Source organism: Longispora albida DSM 44784 (assembly GCF_000379825.1).
Taxonomy (GTDB): domain Bacteria; phylum Actinomycetota; class Actinomycetes; order Mycobacteriales; family Micromonosporaceae; genus Longispora; species Longispora albida.
The window spans coordinates 164946-180335 of record NZ_KB903813.1; the positions used below are offsets into that span (position 1 = coordinate 164946).

Annotated in this window: 18 protein-coding genes and 1 tRNA gene; 12 read left to right on the top strand and 7 right to left on the bottom strand. The window is 69.3% G+C overall.

Annotation, left to right across the window (positions count from 1 at the left end):
• Nucleotides 1-5 precede the first annotated feature (5 nt).
• The 3 genes from A3G1_RS0100715 to A3G1_RS0100725 form a co-directional block, all read right to left on the bottom strand.
• The gene (locus A3G1_RS0100715) at nucleotides 6-479 is read right to left on the bottom strand and encodes an HD domain-containing protein (RefSeq protein WP_018347535.1); all 474 of its coding nucleotides are present in this window, start codon (nucleotides 477-479) and stop codon (nucleotides 6-8) included.
• 188 nt (nucleotides 480-667) lie between these two features.
• Entirely contained in the window at nucleotides 668-1057 is a 390-nt protein-coding gene (locus tag A3G1_RS0100720) for a hypothetical protein (protein ID WP_018347536.1), read from the bottom strand.
• 721 nt (nucleotides 1058-1778) lie between these two features.
• Nucleotides 1779-2258 carry a hypothetical protein gene (locus A3G1_RS0100725; RefSeq protein ID WP_157640822.1) on the bottom strand — a complete coding sequence of 160 codons (480 nt, stop codon included), beginning with the start codon at nucleotides 2256-2258 and terminating at the stop codon, nucleotides 1779-1781.
• A 317-nt stretch (nucleotides 2259-2575) separates the two neighbouring features.
• Here A3G1_RS0100725 and A3G1_RS0100730 point away from each other — a divergent pair, with 317 nt between their 5' ends.
• Together A3G1_RS0100730 and A3G1_RS0100735 are read left to right on the top strand one after the other, a co-directional pair.
• On the top strand, nucleotides 2576-3106 hold the full coding sequence (locus A3G1_RS0100730; RefSeq protein WP_245563413.1) for an RNA polymerase sigma factor: 531 nt from the start codon (nucleotides 2576-2578) through the stop codon (nucleotides 3104-3106).
• Nucleotides 3103-4194, top strand: a complete 1092-nt coding sequence (locus tag A3G1_RS0100735; protein ID WP_018347539.1) for a hypothetical protein — start codon at nucleotides 3103-3105, stop codon at nucleotides 4192-4194. Before A3G1_RS0100730 ends, A3G1_RS0100735 begins: the two co-directional genes overlap by 4 nt.
• Nucleotides 4195-4220: 26 nt before the next feature.
• Here A3G1_RS0100735 and A3G1_RS0100740 read toward each other — a convergent pair whose 3' ends face one another.
• On the bottom strand, nucleotides 4221-4655 hold the full coding sequence (locus tag A3G1_RS0100740) for a hypothetical protein (protein WP_157640824.1): 435 nt from the start codon (nucleotides 4653-4655) through the stop codon (nucleotides 4221-4223).
• Nucleotides 4656-4699: 44 nt separating this feature from the next.
• Here A3G1_RS0100740 and A3G1_RS32525 point away from each other — a divergent pair, with 44 nt between their 5' ends.
• The 3 genes from A3G1_RS32525 (at nucleotide 4700) to A3G1_RS42045 (ending at nucleotide 8405) form a co-directional block, all read left to right on the top strand.
• On the top strand, nucleotides 4700-5815 hold the full coding sequence (locus A3G1_RS32525) for a C45 family autoproteolytic acyltransferase/hydrolase (protein ID WP_018347541.1): 1116 nt from the start codon (nucleotides 4700-4702) through the stop codon (nucleotides 5813-5815).
• Between the two features lie 277 nt (nucleotides 5816-6092).
• The gene (locus A3G1_RS0100750; RefSeq protein ID WP_018347542.1) at nucleotides 6093-6719 is read left to right on the top strand and encodes a DUF6230 family protein; all 627 of its coding nucleotides are present in this window, start codon (nucleotides 6093-6095) and stop codon (nucleotides 6717-6719) included.
• 69 nt (nucleotides 6720-6788) lie between these two features.
• A complete protein-coding gene (locus A3G1_RS42045) occupies nucleotides 6789-8405 on the top strand; it encodes a DUF6114 domain-containing protein (RefSeq protein WP_211216198.1) in 1617 nt (538 codons plus the stop codon).
• A gap of 53 nt (nucleotides 8406-8458) precedes the next feature.
• Here A3G1_RS42045 and A3G1_RS0100760 read toward each other — a convergent pair whose 3' ends face one another.
• On the bottom strand, nucleotides 8459-10120 hold the full coding sequence (locus tag A3G1_RS0100760; protein ID WP_018347544.1) for a DUF885 domain-containing protein: 1662 nt from the start codon (nucleotides 10118-10120) through the stop codon (nucleotides 8459-8461).
• A 31-nt stretch (nucleotides 10121-10151) separates the two neighbouring features.
• Nucleotides 10152-11018 (bottom strand): prephenate dehydrogenase, encoded by an 867-nt coding sequence (locus A3G1_RS0100765; RefSeq protein WP_018347545.1) that lies wholly within the window; start codon nucleotides 11016-11018, stop codon nucleotides 10152-10154.
• Nucleotides 11019-11061: 43 nt separating this feature from the next.
• Between A3G1_RS0100765 and A3G1_RS32530 the strand changes: the two genes are divergently transcribed.
• The 6 genes from A3G1_RS32530 to A3G1_RS0100795 all read left to right on the top strand — a co-directional run bounded on the left by A3G1_RS32530 (nucleotide 11062) and on the right by A3G1_RS0100795 (nucleotide 14383).
• Entirely contained in the window at nucleotides 11062-12192 is a 1131-nt protein-coding gene (locus A3G1_RS32530) for a hypothetical protein (RefSeq protein ID WP_157640825.1), read from the top strand.
• Between the two features lie 43 nt (nucleotides 12193-12235).
• Nucleotides 12236-12559: a hypothetical protein gene (locus A3G1_RS0100775; protein ID WP_018347547.1), complete on the top strand. Its 324-nt coding sequence runs from the start codon at nucleotides 12236-12238 to the stop codon at nucleotides 12557-12559.
• Between the two features lie 78 nt (nucleotides 12560-12637).
• The gene (locus A3G1_RS41060) at nucleotides 12638-12805 is read left to right on the top strand and encodes a hypothetical protein (protein ID WP_169437509.1); all 168 of its coding nucleotides are present in this window, start codon (nucleotides 12638-12640) and stop codon (nucleotides 12803-12805) included.
• A 186-nt stretch (nucleotides 12806-12991) separates the two neighbouring features.
• Complete coding sequence (locus A3G1_RS0100785) at nucleotides 12992-13486, top strand: tRNA adenosine deaminase-associated protein (protein ID WP_026211671.1); 495 nt, start codon at nucleotides 12992-12994, stop codon at nucleotides 13484-13486.
• A 4-nt stretch (nucleotides 13487-13490) separates the two neighbouring features.
• Nucleotides 13491-13949, top strand: coding sequence for a nucleoside deaminase (locus A3G1_RS0100790; protein WP_018347550.1), 459 nt, complete (start codon nucleotides 13491-13493; stop codon nucleotides 13947-13949).
• 20 nt (nucleotides 13950-13969) lie between these two features.
• The gene (locus A3G1_RS0100795; protein ID WP_026211672.1) at nucleotides 13970-14383 is read left to right on the top strand and encodes an OsmC family protein; all 414 of its coding nucleotides are present in this window, start codon (nucleotides 13970-13972) and stop codon (nucleotides 14381-14383) included.
• Between the two features lie 37 nt (nucleotides 14384-14420).
• Here the strand turns inward: A3G1_RS0100795 and A3G1_RS0100800 are convergent.
• Nucleotides 14421-14510, bottom strand: a tRNA-Ser gene (locus A3G1_RS0100800).
• Between the two features lie 133 nt (nucleotides 14511-14643).
• Here A3G1_RS0100800 and deoD point away from each other — a divergent pair.
• A complete protein-coding gene (gene deoD, locus A3G1_RS0100805; protein ID WP_018347552.1) occupies nucleotides 14644-15351 on the top strand; it encodes a purine-nucleoside phosphorylase in 708 nt (235 codons plus the stop codon).
• The last annotated feature ends 39 nt before the right edge of the window (nucleotides 15352-15390 follow it).

The window sequence follows — 15390 nt, forward strand, 5'->3', positions numbered from 1 at the left end:
CGGTGTCAGCGGGGCTGCTCGCCGGCCGCGAACTCGTCGAGCCTGGCCAGCGCCGAGGCGTACTTGACGCGCAGCCGCTCCTGGGTGGCCGGGCCGAGCTGGGCCAGGCGCTCAGGGCTCGAGTTGTGCATGACGTCGGCGCGCTTGACAAGAGCCGCGCCGGGGACGGCGACCAGCCGGTCGAGATACTGCTCGTGCGTCTCAGCCCCGGAACGCTTCGTCAGCGCGTCCACCAGCGTCACGACCTCGGCAGGGATGCCGATCATGACGAGCTCGTCGAGGGTGACGTCGACATCCTCGACGGAGTCGTGGAGGAGCGCGGCGAGCTGCTGGGTGAGGCTGCCACCGAGTTCGGCGGTGATCACCGCTACGGCCCGGCAGTGCTGGATGTACGGCTGCCCGGACTTGTCGACCTGGCGGCGGTGCAGAGTGGTGGCGATCGCGTCTACGGCTTCGAGCGTGTCGAACACCCGGTGCACGGGCCTCTCCCATCGTCGGCGGCAACCCTGCTGCCGCCCAAGGTACCGGGACGGGGCAGGGCTCGGCTGACTGTGCTGGAAGCAGGCTGAGAAGCGGAGCTGTCGCGGGGTGGTCGCGGAGCTGGCCGGGAGGGGAGGCCTCCCGGCCAGCGGCGGGTAACTACCGGTATGGCCGGTGTTCGCTGGTGCTACTTGGAGACGTGAGCCAGGACGGTCGCCGGGCCGTTGTTCTCCTTCACGATGTGCAGCACGCCGTGCCAGGCCGCACCCGTGTGCGTGTTGTCCTGGGTCCACACCGTCCACGTCTCGCCGGCCTTCACGACCCGGGAACCCGACTCCGGCAGGTTCACCGACGTCTGGTTGTCGTACCAGAGCTGGGCGTCCACGTAGATCCGGGAATCTGCGGAGCAGGTCACGCCCCAGCTCGCCGAACGGTTCGCCAGATCCAGGTTGGCGTACGTGGCGGTGCAGACCGGGCTGTTGGCCTGGGCGGCAGCGGGGGCGGCGAGCAGGGCGGTGGCGGTGAGCGCTGCCGAGCCGAGCACGGCGGCAGCACGCTTCGCGGTCAGAAGAGCCATGATTCTCACTCCCGTATGCATGTCGTGTCCAAAAAGGACAGTGAGATTTCGCAGGTCAGGCGCGCCTTTGATCAAGCTACCTCAGGTTCTGGTAAATACAAACAAACTTTCCAGTAACTTGCGGTGTGACAATGTCCACTCAGGACTGTGATGGGGTGGGGGAATAGGAGGTGGTGGGGAGGGGTGGGGTGGTGGCCTGTTTGCTGGCCGGTTGGGGTGGTGGTGATACGGGCTCATTCCGGATCCGCTTCGCTTGCCTTGCCCCGCCTCACCCGGCCTGGTCTGGTCTGGTCTGGCCCGATCTGGTCACGTTGGTGGGGTGGGGCCCCCTCCCCCTCCCCCCACCCCGCCCTCCGCCCATCCCCAAGCCCCGCCGCCCCACGCGTCTACTCACGACGCAGGCTGACGCCCGCCCCGGTGACCAGGTGACTCACGTGCCAACCTGCCATCCGCAGCGCATCCGCTGACCGTGTCGACTCGGCCAGCGCGCAACAGCCCAAACCATCCGGGCGCCCATCAGGCGCGTGTTCGCCAGAAGCCCCGCCACCAGCCCATCAACGGGCGCCTTCGCCGCCCCAGCCCGGTCATAAGCTCGGCGACCTGCCCCTGCCTAGCCGCCGTATACCCACCGCCCCTTTCCGCCCGAACTCAGCTCCAGCCCCCGCCCACCTCCACCCCGCCCTCGAATCCCAGCAACCACCCACACCGGACCTTTCCCGCCTTAGCCCTCCCCACCCTGAGCCGCGTCACCCAGAGAACCCTCACCCTGACCTCCGCCACCCTGACCTCCACCACCCGGATCTCCGCCACCCCGGTTAACCCACCGCTGGGCGTATCCCGAGCTGCCCTCCGGAATAACGCCGAGCCGCTCCAGCCGGGCCGCGATCGCCCCCTTGCTCCGGCTGAACTCCTGAGCCAGATCCGGCAGCCCGGCTCCCTCCGCGTGCCGGGCCACGAGCCGCAGTTCCTCTGCCTCGGTCCAACGGGCGAATGCCTGGGGGCTCTTCTTCTTGCGGCGCTCGGCTGGCATCGCGACTCCGCTCGCCTGTGCCGGCCCGAACAGGCGCCCCACCGACCCCACCAGGTCCGCAGCGATCGGCAGGTCCCCGGGCGGTAGGACACCCTCCAGCCGGAGAACCTCATCGCCCCCCGGGCCTGCTCCCGTCAGCCTGATCTCCAGGCGTTCGTCCCCGGTGGACACGGCGACAACCTGAAACCGGCGCTCTCCGACCTGATGCTCTCGCCGGAACTCAAGCCGATCCGCGACCAGCACCTGCTGCGCCGAAGTCTGCGTCTGCATCCGTGTATGCGTCTCAGTCATGGCCGGAAATGTAGACGGCGCCTATGACATTTCTTCCTAGATCGCCATTACAACTTCAAAGCTAACGAAAAACGACACAATGCCAGCTCAAACAGCGATCACTACACCACCATCCGGCCACCTGGGCACCCTCCGCAGACCCTCTCCACTCAGGACTGTGACCTTCCGCCTTGTCCTGGCGTGTAGGTGCCATGACGATGACCCACGCACACGCACGCGACGGTACCCAAGCGGAGGAGGGCATGGACCACGGCTTCGCCGAGCTCTACCGGGCCAACTTCCGTGAACTCTCCGCCCAGCTCTACGTGTACCTGGGCGATCTGCCGGAAGCTCAGGACGCCGTGCAGGAAGCGTTCTGCCGGGCCTGGGTCAGGTGGGGGCGGATCTCCCGGTACGACGACCCGGTGACGTGGGTGCGCCGGGTCGCCTGGAACCTGGCCACCAGCCGGTTCCGCCGCCTGGTCACGGCCCGCCGGTACGCGCACCTGCACCGGGAGGAGCCGCACGCCGGCCCGGGTCCCGAACGGGTGGCCCTGATGACCGCGATGGCCGGGATCCCGGCGAATCACCGCAAGGCCCTGGTCCTGCACTACCTGGCCGGCTTGCCGGTGGCGGAGATCGCCGAGGCGTGCCGGGTTCGCGAGGGCACCGTCAAGACGTGGCTGTACCGCGGGCGCGCAGCGCTGGCCGAAAGGCTCCGCGGTGACGAGAAAGGCGTAAGCGCATGAAGGACGAGGACTTCGACATCCGGGCGGCGCTCGAATCCGCCCGCGACGACGTACTGGACGAACGCTCGCCCCACACCCTCGACGGCGTCTCGGCCGCGAAACAGCGGCACCGGACCCGGGTGGTCGCAGCGGCAGCCGTCGTTCCCATCGCCATCGTGGCTGCGGCCTTCGGTGCAGTGAACCTGCTCCCCGGCTCAGAGCCGACGCCCGGCACCGCTGGCCTCGCGGCCCCGCCCAGCGCCACCGCAGTCGTCAAGCCGAGCCCGACCCCACCCCCGTCACTGACCTCCACCGCGCCGACCGTGCAGACCACAGTGGACGGTCTGTCTGTGACGGCCCCCGACAAGGTCCGCGTCGAGCTCATTCTGGGATCCGGCCCCTACAGCGGGAAGCTTCCCGTCACCCTCAAGAACAACGGCTCGAAGCCAACCGGCGCGATGAAACTCCAGCTCACCAAGGAAACCCCGATCGAGGTCACAGCCAGCCCGGGGTGTACGCGCACCAAGGACTTCATCGAATGCGAGGTGGCCGACCTGCCGCCCGGCCAGGAACGCAAGCTTGACCTCAACGTCACCATCATGGGCCAGTTCTTCGGCCCGCTGCCGCTCACCGGGAAGGTCGGAGGCCAGTCCTTCGTCACCAAGTTCATCGGAGACAAGGGCGAAGCAGAGCGCGGCCAGCTCGACATTTCGCTCGCCGGTCCCAAGGAAGTCACGCTCATACCCAAGGACGGCGGATATGAGGGTGTGGTCCGCATGGAGGTATCCGGTATCGCGCCGCAGGCCAGCCCGTACAACGTGGGTTTCGGGGCTGGGGGCTCGTTCGGCTCGATCACTGTGACCACGATCAGTGGCCCGTTCCAGCTCGGCCGTAGTTACAAGACAAACAGCGAGCTCGGTGACGAAGTTGACGCATCCCAGCTGATCGGCACGGGGACCGTGGTCGTCGAGTTGAGGATCCGCGCGACAGGAAAGGTCCGGTACGACCTGGTCTTCCACGCCGGTCCGTCTGAGAAGGCGAACGGCGTCCTCCCGCAGGACACTGACTTCTCCAACAACGAACTACGGGTCGGGATCCGGTACAACTGACCAAGCCCGGTGTGCGTGCTCTGTGTTCAGTCCCCGAACCAGGTGAGGATGTCCCACCCCCACGGGCTCACCGAGGCGGCCACGACGCACGCGTTGGCCGCGACCCCAGCCACCAGCAGGTACCACCACCGGCCGCGCGCCGCACGTTCCGTGTCGAGAAGGGGTACCGCCGAGGAACCCATGAGGATCAGGCTGCCCAGCCACCCGCAGAGCAGGACGTAGACGTAGGCGGCCATGTCCACCGGTACGAGAAAGGGCAGGGAAAGGTCTTTCGGGTCGTGGAGCCCGCTGATCAGCTCGGCGTGACTCCCCGCCTCGGCCAGCCCCCGGACGTAACGCAGCACCACGCCCACCAGGTACACGAAAGCGATGGCCAGCAGCACAACGGCCCGCACCCGCCCACGCGGCCTGCCCCGAACACCACCCCGCGCCACGCCCGCGCTGTCATCGATGACGGTCATGTAGCGCACTCTAATCCGCTGGGCGGCCGGGATAGCCTGGCCGTATGTCACTACCCCTCATCGTCGCCAACGGCACCCCGGCCGAGATCGGGGCCAGTTACGGCTCGCAGGCCGCTACCCTCATCGCGGGCAATCTCGAGGACTACCGGGCCAAGTTCCGCAACCTCGCAGGCCTTGACTCCGCCGAAGTGACCAGGGCCGGCGAGGAGTTCCGGGAGACGACCCGGAAGTTCGTGCCCCGCACCGCCGAGACGCTCGACGCCATCGCCGACGCGGCCGGGATCGCTGTCGGTGACATCTACGCCCTCAACGCCCGTACGGAGCTGATGCTGGAGGGCAACAAGGTCACCGAGTGCACCGGCCTGGCTGTCCTCCCCGAGCACACGGCCAGCGGTCACACACTGCTCGGCCAGAACTGGGACTGGTACCCGACCCAGGCCCCCTACACGATTCTCCTCGCCACCCAGGACGAGCGCGGTCACGAGATCCTCACCCTCGCTGAGGCTGGCATGCTCGCGAAGGCCGGCCTGAACTCCGCCGGGGTCGGGGTGTGCGTCAACCTGCTGGGCAGCGACCGGGACACCCGTTCGGGCGGAGTGCCGTACCACGTCCTGATCCGTGCCCTGCTCGACCGTCCGGAAGGGATCTCGGCCGCCCTCACGGTGACCGCGCTACCACGCAGCGTGTCGATCAACATGCTGATCGCCACCGGCGGTCCGCACGGCGGCACAGCACTCGACCTCGAACTCGCCCCGGGCGCCGTCGGCCGCCTGTACCCGCGGGACGGCCTGCTCAGCCACGCGAACCACTTCTCGGCCGACCTCCCGCTGCGCGACCGGGTCGTCACCGACTACGGCGGCTCGACGCTGTTCCGCGAGTTCCGCGTCCGGCAGGTCACGGCCGACGCCGCGGCCGATCGCAGCGTGTCGGAGAAGGACCTCGTCACGGCGTTCACCGACCACGTCGGCTTCCCGCACTCCGTCTGCAGGCACGTGAATCCGTCGGACCCGGAGGAGCTGCACTCGCTGACGGCCAGCTCGGTAGTGATGGACCTCGATGAACGACGCCTCATGATCACGGACGGGCCGCCGTGTGAACGGGAGTACCGGACGTACTCGCTCGATGGCATCTTCCGGCCCGAGTTTGTTACCAAACCGTAATAACAGGGTTTCCGTCGCCGTGGGTGACCTGGATCACGGTTGTTTCATCCAGGTTTCCGGCGAATGTCGGGTGGGTTGATTACCGAGCGCTGGCCGGTAACGGGGCGAGGCTACCGGGGAGTGTTACTCGCTGGTAGCCCCGCCTCTTGTGGTGTGACGAGGATCGCGGCAGCATCGTCGTCACTGGTTGAGTGACCCTCATCACCACCAGACCCCCCGACCCCCACCGCGCCAGCCTGCCGCCGTGCCGGCGGCGCCATCGCGAGGAGGAAAACTCGTGAAGGAAACCCTGGTCGGCCGGACCCGCTGGCGGAAGTTCGCCTACGCGATGGTGCCGGCCACCGCTGCTGTGGTCGTGATGTTCACCGGGCTGAGCAACGGCGCCATCGCCGCGTCGTTCGCGGTGTCCGGTCACGACTTCCAGGTCTCGGCATCCTCCATGGACGTCGACGGCTTCGCCCAGTACGGCGGCGTGGACGTCGAGGTCAACGGTGCAGGAAACAAGGACAAGATGCACGCCGTCGCCATCGCGGCAGCCAAGTCGGCCAAGGTGCGCGACCTGTGCCAGTCCGTCATCCAGGAAGTACCGGTGATCGGCAAGGTCACCATCAAGATCACGGCCGGCAAGGACGCCGACGTCATCGCCGAGAACCTGTTCCTGGACATGACCCAGCTCAAGGGCGACGCGGTCTTCACCGACATCCAGATCGGCCAGGACGCCAGCACCCTGAGCAAGGGCGGCCCAACCGGCAAGGGCGCCGTGGGCGGCTTCGGCCAGCAGGCCACCAGGGCCCAGATCACCAATGTCAAGCAGGTCGCGTGGGGCGTCAACGCCGGTACCTTCAAGCTGACCGGCATGCACCTGCAGGTACTCAACGGCGTGCACCCCTGCTTCACGGAGTAGCACCCATCTTCACCGGGTAGCACCCCGTACATCCTGTAACACCCCTGTTCCACCCTCCGACGTGCACACATGACCCGGTACTCCGGGCGTGCACTCATCCGGATTCCAGGAGGCGGCGGGGCGGGCGGCACCCCGCCCCGCCGTCCCCTGTCCGCCCAGGCACCGGCAAGTACTCGCGGCAAGACCCAGGAGGCGTACGTGCGAGGGAAGTTGTGGCAATGGGAGCCCTGGCGTACGTGGCGCAAGAGCAGGCCGTTCTGGGGTGGCCTCCTGACCATGCTCGCCGGGTTCGAGATCATCGCGCTGCCCTGGGCGCCGATGGATCTGATCATCCGGGTCGGCATCGGCGCGCTGTCCGGCTTCATCATCGGCGGCGTGCTGATCCTGGCCGGCCTGCTGCTCTGGTTCCAGCCAGCGCAGCGGACGTTCCTCAGCATCGTGGCCATCCTGCTCGGCCTCGCGTCGTTCCCGTTCACGAACCTCGGCGGCTTCGTCATCGGCATGCTGATGGCGCTGATCGGCGGCTCGCTGGCCTTCGCGTGGGAGCCGGTGAATCCCGACGCGCAGGCCGCCAAGGGCAAGAAGAAGACCAGCGACGACGCTGACGACGACACGGCCACCCCGGCCGAGGCGAAGGACGAGACGGCGACAGCGGAACTGCCCGGCCTGCCGCTACAGCCCCACACCCCGGCCTCGGAAACCACAGAGCACAGTGGACGGCACTCGGCCAGGCCCGGAGCCGGTAACCCGGAATCCGCCAGCACCGAAACCGCGAACACCGAAGTCAGCGGCGGCACCACCAGCCCGCGCAAGATCGTGGCTGGCGCGATCCTGCCGCTCAGCCTGCTCGCAGCGGGCCTGATGGCTCCCGGGCTCGACATGCCGGCTTTCGCGGCTCCCGGCGACGGCGCGATCCCGTGCCCGCCCGGCGTCCAGGCCCCGGCGCAGCCCGGCGCACAACCAGCTCCGGCTCCAGCCCCCAACCCGAACCCGGCTCCCGCCCCTGTACCGGCCCCGAGCCAGGGCGTCCCGACCGTCCCGGCCCCGACGGCCCCGGCGACCACCCGGCCGGCCACGGCACAACCCCCGGCCTCGCCGACACCCAGCCCGAGCCCCGACAAGCCGTGGTGGTGGCCGTTCTCCCACAGCGCTCCGGAAGGCACAGGCAACACAGCCGGGCACCCGGCGGTCAAGGCCGCGCCCAACGCCGCACCAGCCAAGCCCTCGGCCACCACCAGCCCGCTCTGCCACCGCAAGGTCGCCGCAGCGGCCGCCCAGCCACCCGTCTCCTGGTACCCGTCGCGGATCAAGGCCTCGGTGCAGGAGATGACCGGGATGAAGTACGTCGGCGTGGTCGAGCTGCCCAGGCTGAACCAGGCGCCGATCAGGACGCTGTACTTCCAGATGAGCTCGTCGACCTCGACGCCGTTCGAGATGAACAGCCCCGACGAGGCGACCGGCAAGACGCTCAACCAGAAGTCCTCGCGGCTGCGGGTCAGCGGCGACGTGCACTTCTACGCCAGCAAGTTCCACGCGAAGCTGCTCGGCATCCCGGTGACCTTCACGCCGGACTCGCCCCCGCCGCTGGTCCTGCCGTGGATGATCTTCACGGACGCCGAGATCGATCTGGTCTTCCTCGACACGAACAAGCTCGAAGCACCGAACCTGATCGTCAAGTACGTCTGAGAAACACAGAAACGGCCGCGTACCCAGAAGGGTGCGCGGCCGTTTCCGCCGGTTCAGATCCGGGCCAGAGCTGCCCGCAGCGGGTCGAGGCCCAGTGCCCCGAGGTCCAGCGCGGCCCGGTGGAACTCCTTCAGGTTGAAGTCAGCGCCCTTGCGGGCCTGCGCGTCCGCCCTGGCCTGCAGCCAGATCCGCTCGCCGACCTTGTAGGACGGGGCCTGGCCCGGCCAGCCCAGGTACCGGTCGAGCTCGAACCGGAGGAACTCGTCCGGCATCCGGCAGTTGGCCCGCATGAACTCGTACCCGATCTCCGGCGTCCACTTCTGCCCGGCCCACTGGTCCCAGCCGGCCCCGCGCGGGATCTCGAGTTCGAGGTGCATGCCGATGTCGACCACCACGCGGGCGGCCCGGAACAGCTGGGCGTCGAGCATGCCCAGCCGGTCGCCCGGGTCGTCGAGGTAGCCGAGCTCCGCCATCAGCCGCTCGGAGTACAGCGCCCAGCCCTCGCCGTGACCCGAGCTCCAGCACAGCAGCCGCTGCCAGCGGTTGAGCAGCTCGCTGCGGTACTGGGTCTGCGCGACCTGGAGGTGGTGCCCCGGCACGCCCTCGTGGAACACCGTGGTCACCTCCCGCCACGTCGAGAACGTGGTGACGCCGTGCGGTACCGCCCACCACATCCGCCCCGGCCGGGAGAAGTCCTCGCTCGGGCCGGTGTAGTAGATGCCGCCGTCACTCGTCGGGGCGAGCATGCACTCGATCCGGCGTACCGGCTCGGGAATGTCGAAGTGCTTGCCGTGCATGTCGGCGATCGTCTTGTCCGCGAGCCCCTGCATCCAGTCGCGGAACTCCTCCTTGGACCCGATGTTGCGCGCCGGGTCGGCGTCGAGTGCCGCGACGGCAGCGTCGACCGAGCCGCCGGGGACGATCAGCTTCGCCGTCGCCTCCATGTCGGCCCGGAGCCGGGCGACCTCCTCGAAGCCCCACGCGTAGGTCTCGTCCAGGTCGACGGCCGCGCCCAGGAAGTAGCGGGAGTGCAGCTGGTACTGCTCGCGCCCGACAGCCTCCTTCTCGCGGCCCTTCGGGGCGAACTCACGCAGGAACGCGCCGAAATCGGCAGTCGCGGCGGCAGCGGCGGCAGCGCCGGCCTCCAGGTCCTTGCGGAGCGCCGGGGAGGCCTCCAGCCGGCCGGCCAGCGCCGGGTAGAAGTTGTCGCCGGCCGGGTCGACCCACACGTCGCACTGCGCGGCGACCTTCTCCATCTGCGCGCGGGCGCCGACGTTGCCCTTGGCCGCCTCGGCCAGCAGCGTCTCCTTGTACCCGGCGAGCGCCTGCGGCACCAGCGACATCCGCAGCGCGATGTTGCGGACGGCCTCCTCGCCCTCCGTCGGCATCATGTCGAAGGTCATCCGGACCTCGTGCGCCTGGCTCGCGATCACGTTGATCTGCGCGCGGCGCCCGGCCTCGTCCATCTCCACGGCCAGCCCGAGCCGCTCCTGCATGGCCTCCTTGGCGACCTGCTGGCGCTCGTCGCCCGGGGTCACAGCCGCGAGAGCCGCCAGCGTGCGCCGGTCCAGGTCGGCCAGCGCGTCCAGCCCGGCCGGGCTGAGGTCCGACATCTTGTCGTCAAAGCCTGCGATGCCGACCGAGGAGGCGCTCAGCGGGTCGAGTGGCGCCCATTCGTCGACATACCGGTTCGCGATGTCATCAACGTTTCCCATGCGCTCAGACCCTAGACGGTTGCGGCCCAGCTCACGTAACAGATTCGCCCCGGCGTCCCGCGGCGAGGAGACCAGCGCGGTCCGCCGGGATCTCCCGCGCCGTCTCGGCCCATGGCCATTTTTCCCGTACTCCGTTACCAGCGGACAGCCACGCCCTGAGCCCCGCCGGGTCGTCGAGCACGTCCCGCACAGCGAGGAGCGCGCCGATCAGCTCGTCGAGGGCTGGCCGGACAGCCTCGGCGTTGCCCCCGCACATCGCGGCCACGAGCGCCGGTGACGTGGCGGCCACCCGCGTACCGTCCCGGAACGACCCAGCCGCCAGCGCCAGCACGCCCGGGTCGGACGCTCCGGCGGCCAGCGCGCTCGCCACCAGGTGCGGTACGTGGCTGATCCGGGCGACGGCCGCGTCGTGCTCGTGGCTGGTGGACGGGATGACCCGGGCGCCGAGGCTCTCGCCGGCCAGCCTGGCCAGCAGCCACCAGTCGTCCACACTGGTCTCCTCGTCCAGGCACAGCACCCACGGCTGGCCACGGAACAGCCCGGGATCGCTCGCCTCGAAGCCGGACAGCTCCTTGCCCGCCATCGGGTGCCCGCCGACGAACCGCGCGAACCCAGCCTCCGCCAGCAGCTTCGCCATCGGCCCCTTCACCGAGGTCACGTCACTCAGCAGCCCGGGGTATCCGCCGAGCTCGGCGAGCAGTGCTGGCACCGCTGGCAGCGGTACACAGAGAAAGGTCAGCTCCGTGCCATCGATGGCCGCGGCAGCGGACCCGGCGGCACCTGCCAGCGCACGCACGCGCGGGTCGGTGTCATAGCCGGTGACCTCGTGGCCCGCGGCCCGCAGGGCGCGGAAGAGGGAACCGCCGATCAAGCCGAGGCCGAGCACCGCGATGCGCATCCGCCCATTGTCCCCGCAGGCCCTGGCCCTAAGCTAGGAGCTTATGCGCCTTTTGTGGGTATTAGCGGCACTCGTTCTGACCGCCGCCGCGAGCCCGGCCAGCCCTCCGCACGTCGTGTCCGACCTGCCCGACGACTCGGTGGGCTTCAACGCCCCGGTGCACGCGCTGGCCCGGGCCGGGGACGTCGTCTACGTCGGCGGTGAGTTCAGTCACGCCATAGTGGACGGTCAGCGGTACCGCAGAGCAGGCCTCGCCGCCGTCGACGCCCGCACCGGCGACCTCCTCGACTGGGCACCCACCGCCGACGGCCCGGTGTACGCGCTCGCGACCGCACCCTCCGGCCTGATCGTCGGCGGAGCCTTCGACGAGCTCAACGGCGAACCGCGCAGGCACATCGGCCGCATCGGGTACCGCGACGCCAGCCTCGACCCCGACCTCGCGCCGAAGGTGTACGGGGAGGTCAGGGCCCTCGCCGTCGGCCACGGCCGGGTCTACGCCGCCGGCGAGATCAAGGCCGTCGGCGCCGTCGAGCGCTCCAAGCTCGCCGCGTTCTGGCTGGACAACGGCGAACTCGACCAGGACTGGTACCCGCGAGCCGACCAGCAGGTCCACGCCCTCGCCGTCAGCGGCGGCCGGGTGTACGCGGGCGGGGCCTTCGAGACCCTGAACGGCTCGGCAGACTACGACCACTTCGCGGCCGTGCACCCCGTGACCGGCGAGATCGACACCAGCTTCGACCCGAAGGTCCACGTACTCGTCCGCAACGTCCACATTGGCGAGCACGGCATCTACGCGGCCCTCGGCGGCCAGGGCGGCCGGCTCGTCGCGTACACGAGCACGGGCGAGGAGCGCTGGCGGGTCACGGCGGACGGCGACATGCAGGCGATCGCCGAGTACAAGGGCGTCGTCTACGGCGGCGGCCACTTCGACGCTGTGTGCCGCTCCGACCGGACCGGCGACTTCGGGATGTGTCTCGACGGCAGCCAGGAACGGTACAAGCTGCTGGCGGCAGACCTCACAGGACAGTTGCTGCCCTGGGCGCCCGACGCCGACGGCGTGATCGGCGTGGCCGCACTGGCCGTGGCCGGCGGCAAGCTCGCGGCTGGCGGCACGTTCACCACCCTCGGCTCCGGCGAGATCCCCCAGCTCCGCTTCGCGACCTTCTCCCCGTAGTCTTCCTGGATTTCCGTACAGCCATCTCCGATACGCTCGGGCTGTGACGCCTTACTACCCGCGCTGGGAGCCCCGCCCCACGTACCGCGAGCCGCATCCGGTGCGCTGGCTGGGCGTGCTGGCGGGTGCCGGGGCCGCAGCGGCCTGGTACCTGCTGTTCGGCGTGTTCTGGTGGGGCAGCGCCGCCGGGTACGTCTGGCTGACGATCGTGGCGGGGATCATGGCCACGCTCGCGACCGCCCTGCTGATCGCCCGCGGCGACCGTGGCGTGGCGGTCGGCATCGCCCTGACCAGCAGTTTCGCCCTCATGGTCGCGGGGGTCGTGCTGACGGCCCAGTGGGTACGCGGCGACTGGCTGTTGTGGTGACATCACGCCATGTGATGGTTCATGCCCACTTTGCGAGCCATGCTTGACGCGGCCCGGCTTCCTCGGCACGGTGGGTACATGTCGATGAGGCTGGACCGGCTCGAACCAGATCGCCGCAGGCGCCGTCTGCAGCTCCTCGCGGAGCTTGCCGACATGAAGGCGCTGCGCGACCGGATGCAGCCCCGCCGAGCACGGACCGAGCGGCTCCGCGAGCTGATCGCGCTCCGCCGCCGCTGGGCAGCCTGAAGCCAGACAGCTCTACGTCACCAGACAGCTTCACGTCAGGCGGCCACTATGTGCCACCGCCAGACCGGTACCAGGAGTCACCGCTAGACCGGCCACCCTGCCTGACCTCGCAGGACCGCGCGCCGCTTGTTGCCATGACTATCAGCCGGGTACGCTCCGGCAGTCAACGACTTGGCCGGGGGGATCGTGTCGTACTTCGCAGCCGCCACCGTCCGGGGCAGTGCCGGATGGTCCGCATCGGACATTGACCTGCGCGGGATCACCGACGTCGAGGAAGCAGCCGACCGGCTGCGCGACCTCGCGGAGGGCGACCTCGGCCTGCTGTTCGTCGAGGCCGACGACGAGTATCTCGTCATCCTGCGCCTCGACGAGAACGACGACCTGCGCGTCTTCGGCTCCGACGCCGGATACGCCGAGGAGTCGGCCCTGGGCGCGGCCCTGCTGGGCGACCTGGAGCCCGAGCGGCTGCCAGACCTCGACGACGACGAGTCCGAGGACGACCGGCCGGCGGCTGACCCCGACTCCAACCCGGTCGGCGACGCCGACCTGCTCGGCGACCTGGGCATCCCGGCCGTCGCCCTGCTCAAGTTCTGCGCCCAGGAAGGCATGCTGCCCTCCGAGGTGACGGCGAAGATCTGCGAGACCCTCGGCTGCGCCGACGAGGTCGAAGAGCTCCGCTAGCCAGATGCTGCGGCCAGCCCATCCGGGCATGATCAGGCGCGCCCTGGAAGCCGCCAGCCAGGCCGACCCCCGGGACGTACCGGTCGGCGCGGTGATCTACGCCCCGGACGGCACCGAGCTGGCCACCGGATTCAACACCCGCGAGGCCACCGGCGACCCGACCGGCCACGCCGAGATCATCGCGCTGCGGGCGGCCGCCGACATCCTCGGTACCTGGCGCCTCGAAGGCTGCACGATCGCCATCACCCTCGAACCGTGCACGATGTGCGCCGGCGCCCTGGTCCTCGCCCGGATCGGCGCGGTCGTCTTCGGCGCCTGGGAGCCGAAGACCGGCGCGGCCGGCTCGCTCTGGGACGTGCTCCGCGACCAGCGGCTTAACCACCGGCCAGAGGTGTACGGCGGCGTGCTCGAAGCCGAGTGCGGCGACGTGCTCAGGGAATGGTTCCGCACCCAGCACCGCTGAACCGTGCGACAGTGGAGGACGTGGGCTTCACAGTCGAGACCCGGACAGTGGACGGGCGCACGACGGCGCTCGGCGCGGCCGGCCACTTCACGCTCGTCGTCGACCGCCCGGCCAAGGACGGTGGCGGCGGGCTCGGCTTCAACGGCGGCCAGCTCCTGTACCTCGCCGTCGCGGGCTGCGTCTCCAACGACCTGTTCCGGGAGGCCGCCGCGGCCGGGATCACGCTCGAACGGGTCCATGTCCGCGTGCACGGCGACTTCACGGGCGACCCGGCCGTGTCCGCACCCATCCAGTACGAGGTCGAACTCAGCGGCGACGCCCCAGCCGACCGGCTCCGCGAACTCGTGGACCACGTCGACGCCATCGCGGAGATCCCCAACTCGCTGCGCGGCGGCACCCGCGTACACCTGTCCGCGGTGACCGTCACGACATGAGAAAGAGCCGGCACCCAGTCGGGTACCGGCTCTTCGCTGGCGGTGGCGGCGGGATTCGAACCCGCGGAGGGCTTGCACCCTCACACGCTTTCGAGGCGTGCTCCTTAGGCCACTCGGACACGCCACCGCCGACGAGGTTACAGCACGGCGGGGGCCGGTGTCGTTCCGGGTGACCGCATATCGCCTCCGGCGGTGATCCGGGTGACCCGGACCGGGTGACCTGACCGGCCAGCGGGGCAGAGCCTGGCAGGATCAGGGACATGAGTACGCACATCGGAGCCAAGCCGGGCGAGATCGCTGAACGGGTCCTCATGCCCGGCGACCCCCTGCGGGCCAAGTGGATCGCCGAAACGTACCTCGAGGACGCCAAGTGCTACTCGACGGTGCGGAACATGTTCGGCTTCACCGGGAAGTACAAGGGCGTCGACGTCTCCATCCAGGGTTCTGGGATGGGCATGCCGTCCGCGTCGATCTACGTGCACGAGCTGCTCGACCAGTACGGCGTGAAGACCGTCATGCGCGTCGGCAGCTGTGGCTCGATCCAGGACGACCTCGACCTGCGTGACGTGGTCGCCGTGATCGGCGCGAGCACCGACTCCGCGATGAACCGGCAGCGCTTCGACAACTTCGTCGACTTCGCGCCGGTCGCCGACTTCGAGCTGCTGCGCACGGCCGTCGACACCGCCGCGGCCAAGGGGATCACCCTCCGGGTCGGCCAGGTGCTCGCCGCCGACGCGTTCTACGGCGACCAGCCGGACCTGTACCCGAAGCTGGCCAAGTACGGCGTGCTGGCCGTGGAGATGGAGACCGCCGCGCTGTACACGATCGCCGCGCGGTTCCGGGCGAAGGCCCTCACTCTCCTCACTGTGAGTGACCACATCTTCCAGGGCACGGCCATGCCGGCCGAGGACCGGGAGAAGACGTTCTCGCAGATGGCGGAGATCGCCCTGGAGACGATCATCGCGTAATCGGTGATTACTATCACCGAGTGGTTAAATTTGGACTTT

What these genes read in the sequence shown, in the direction of transcription:
- A3G1_RS32530 (WP_157640825.1), top strand. Translation starts at nt 11,062, where the DNA reads ATGCGCCTTTTGTGGGTATTAGCGGCACTCGTTCTGACCGCCGCCGCG.
- A3G1_RS0100735 (WP_018347539.1), top strand. Translation starts at nt 3,103, where the DNA reads ATGAAGGACGAGGACTTCGACATCCGGGCGGCGCTCGAATCCGCCCGC.
- A3G1_RS42045 (WP_211216198.1), top strand. Translation starts at nt 6,789, where the DNA reads ATGACCCGGTACTCCGGGCGTGCACTCATCCGGATTCCAGGAGGCGGC.
- A3G1_RS0100765 (WP_018347545.1), bottom strand. Translation starts at nt 11,018, where the DNA reads ATGCGCATCGCGGTGCTCGGCCTCGGCTTGATCGGCGGTTCCCTCTTC.
- A3G1_RS0100730 (WP_245563413.1), top strand. Translation starts at nt 2,576, where the DNA reads ATGACCCACGCACACGCACGCGACGGTACCCAAGCGGAGGAGGGCATG.
- A3G1_RS0100760 (WP_018347544.1), bottom strand. Translation starts at nt 10,120, where the DNA reads ATGGGAAACGTTGATGACATCGCGAACCGGTATGTCGACGAATGGGCG.
- A3G1_RS32525 (WP_018347541.1), top strand. Translation starts at nt 4,700, where the DNA reads ATGTCACTACCCCTCATCGTCGCCAACGGCACCCCGGCCGAGATCGGG.
- A3G1_RS0100720 (WP_018347536.1), bottom strand. Translation starts at nt 1,057, where the DNA reads ATGGCTCTTCTGACCGCGAAGCGTGCTGCCGCCGTGCTCGGCTCGGCA.
- A3G1_RS0100790 (WP_018347550.1), top strand. Translation starts at nt 13,491, where the DNA reads ATGCTGCGGCCAGCCCATCCGGGCATGATCAGGCGCGCCCTGGAAGCC.
- deoD (WP_018347552.1), top strand. Translation starts at nt 14,644, where the DNA reads ATGAGTACGCACATCGGAGCCAAGCCGGGCGAGATCGCTGAACGGGTC.
- A3G1_RS0100740 (WP_157640824.1), bottom strand. Translation starts at nt 4,655, where the DNA reads ATGACCGTCATCGATGACAGCGCGGGCGTGGCGCGGGGTGGTGTTCGG.
- A3G1_RS41060 (WP_169437509.1), top strand. Translation starts at nt 12,638, where the DNA reads ATGTCGATGAGGCTGGACCGGCTCGAACCAGATCGCCGCAGGCGCCGT.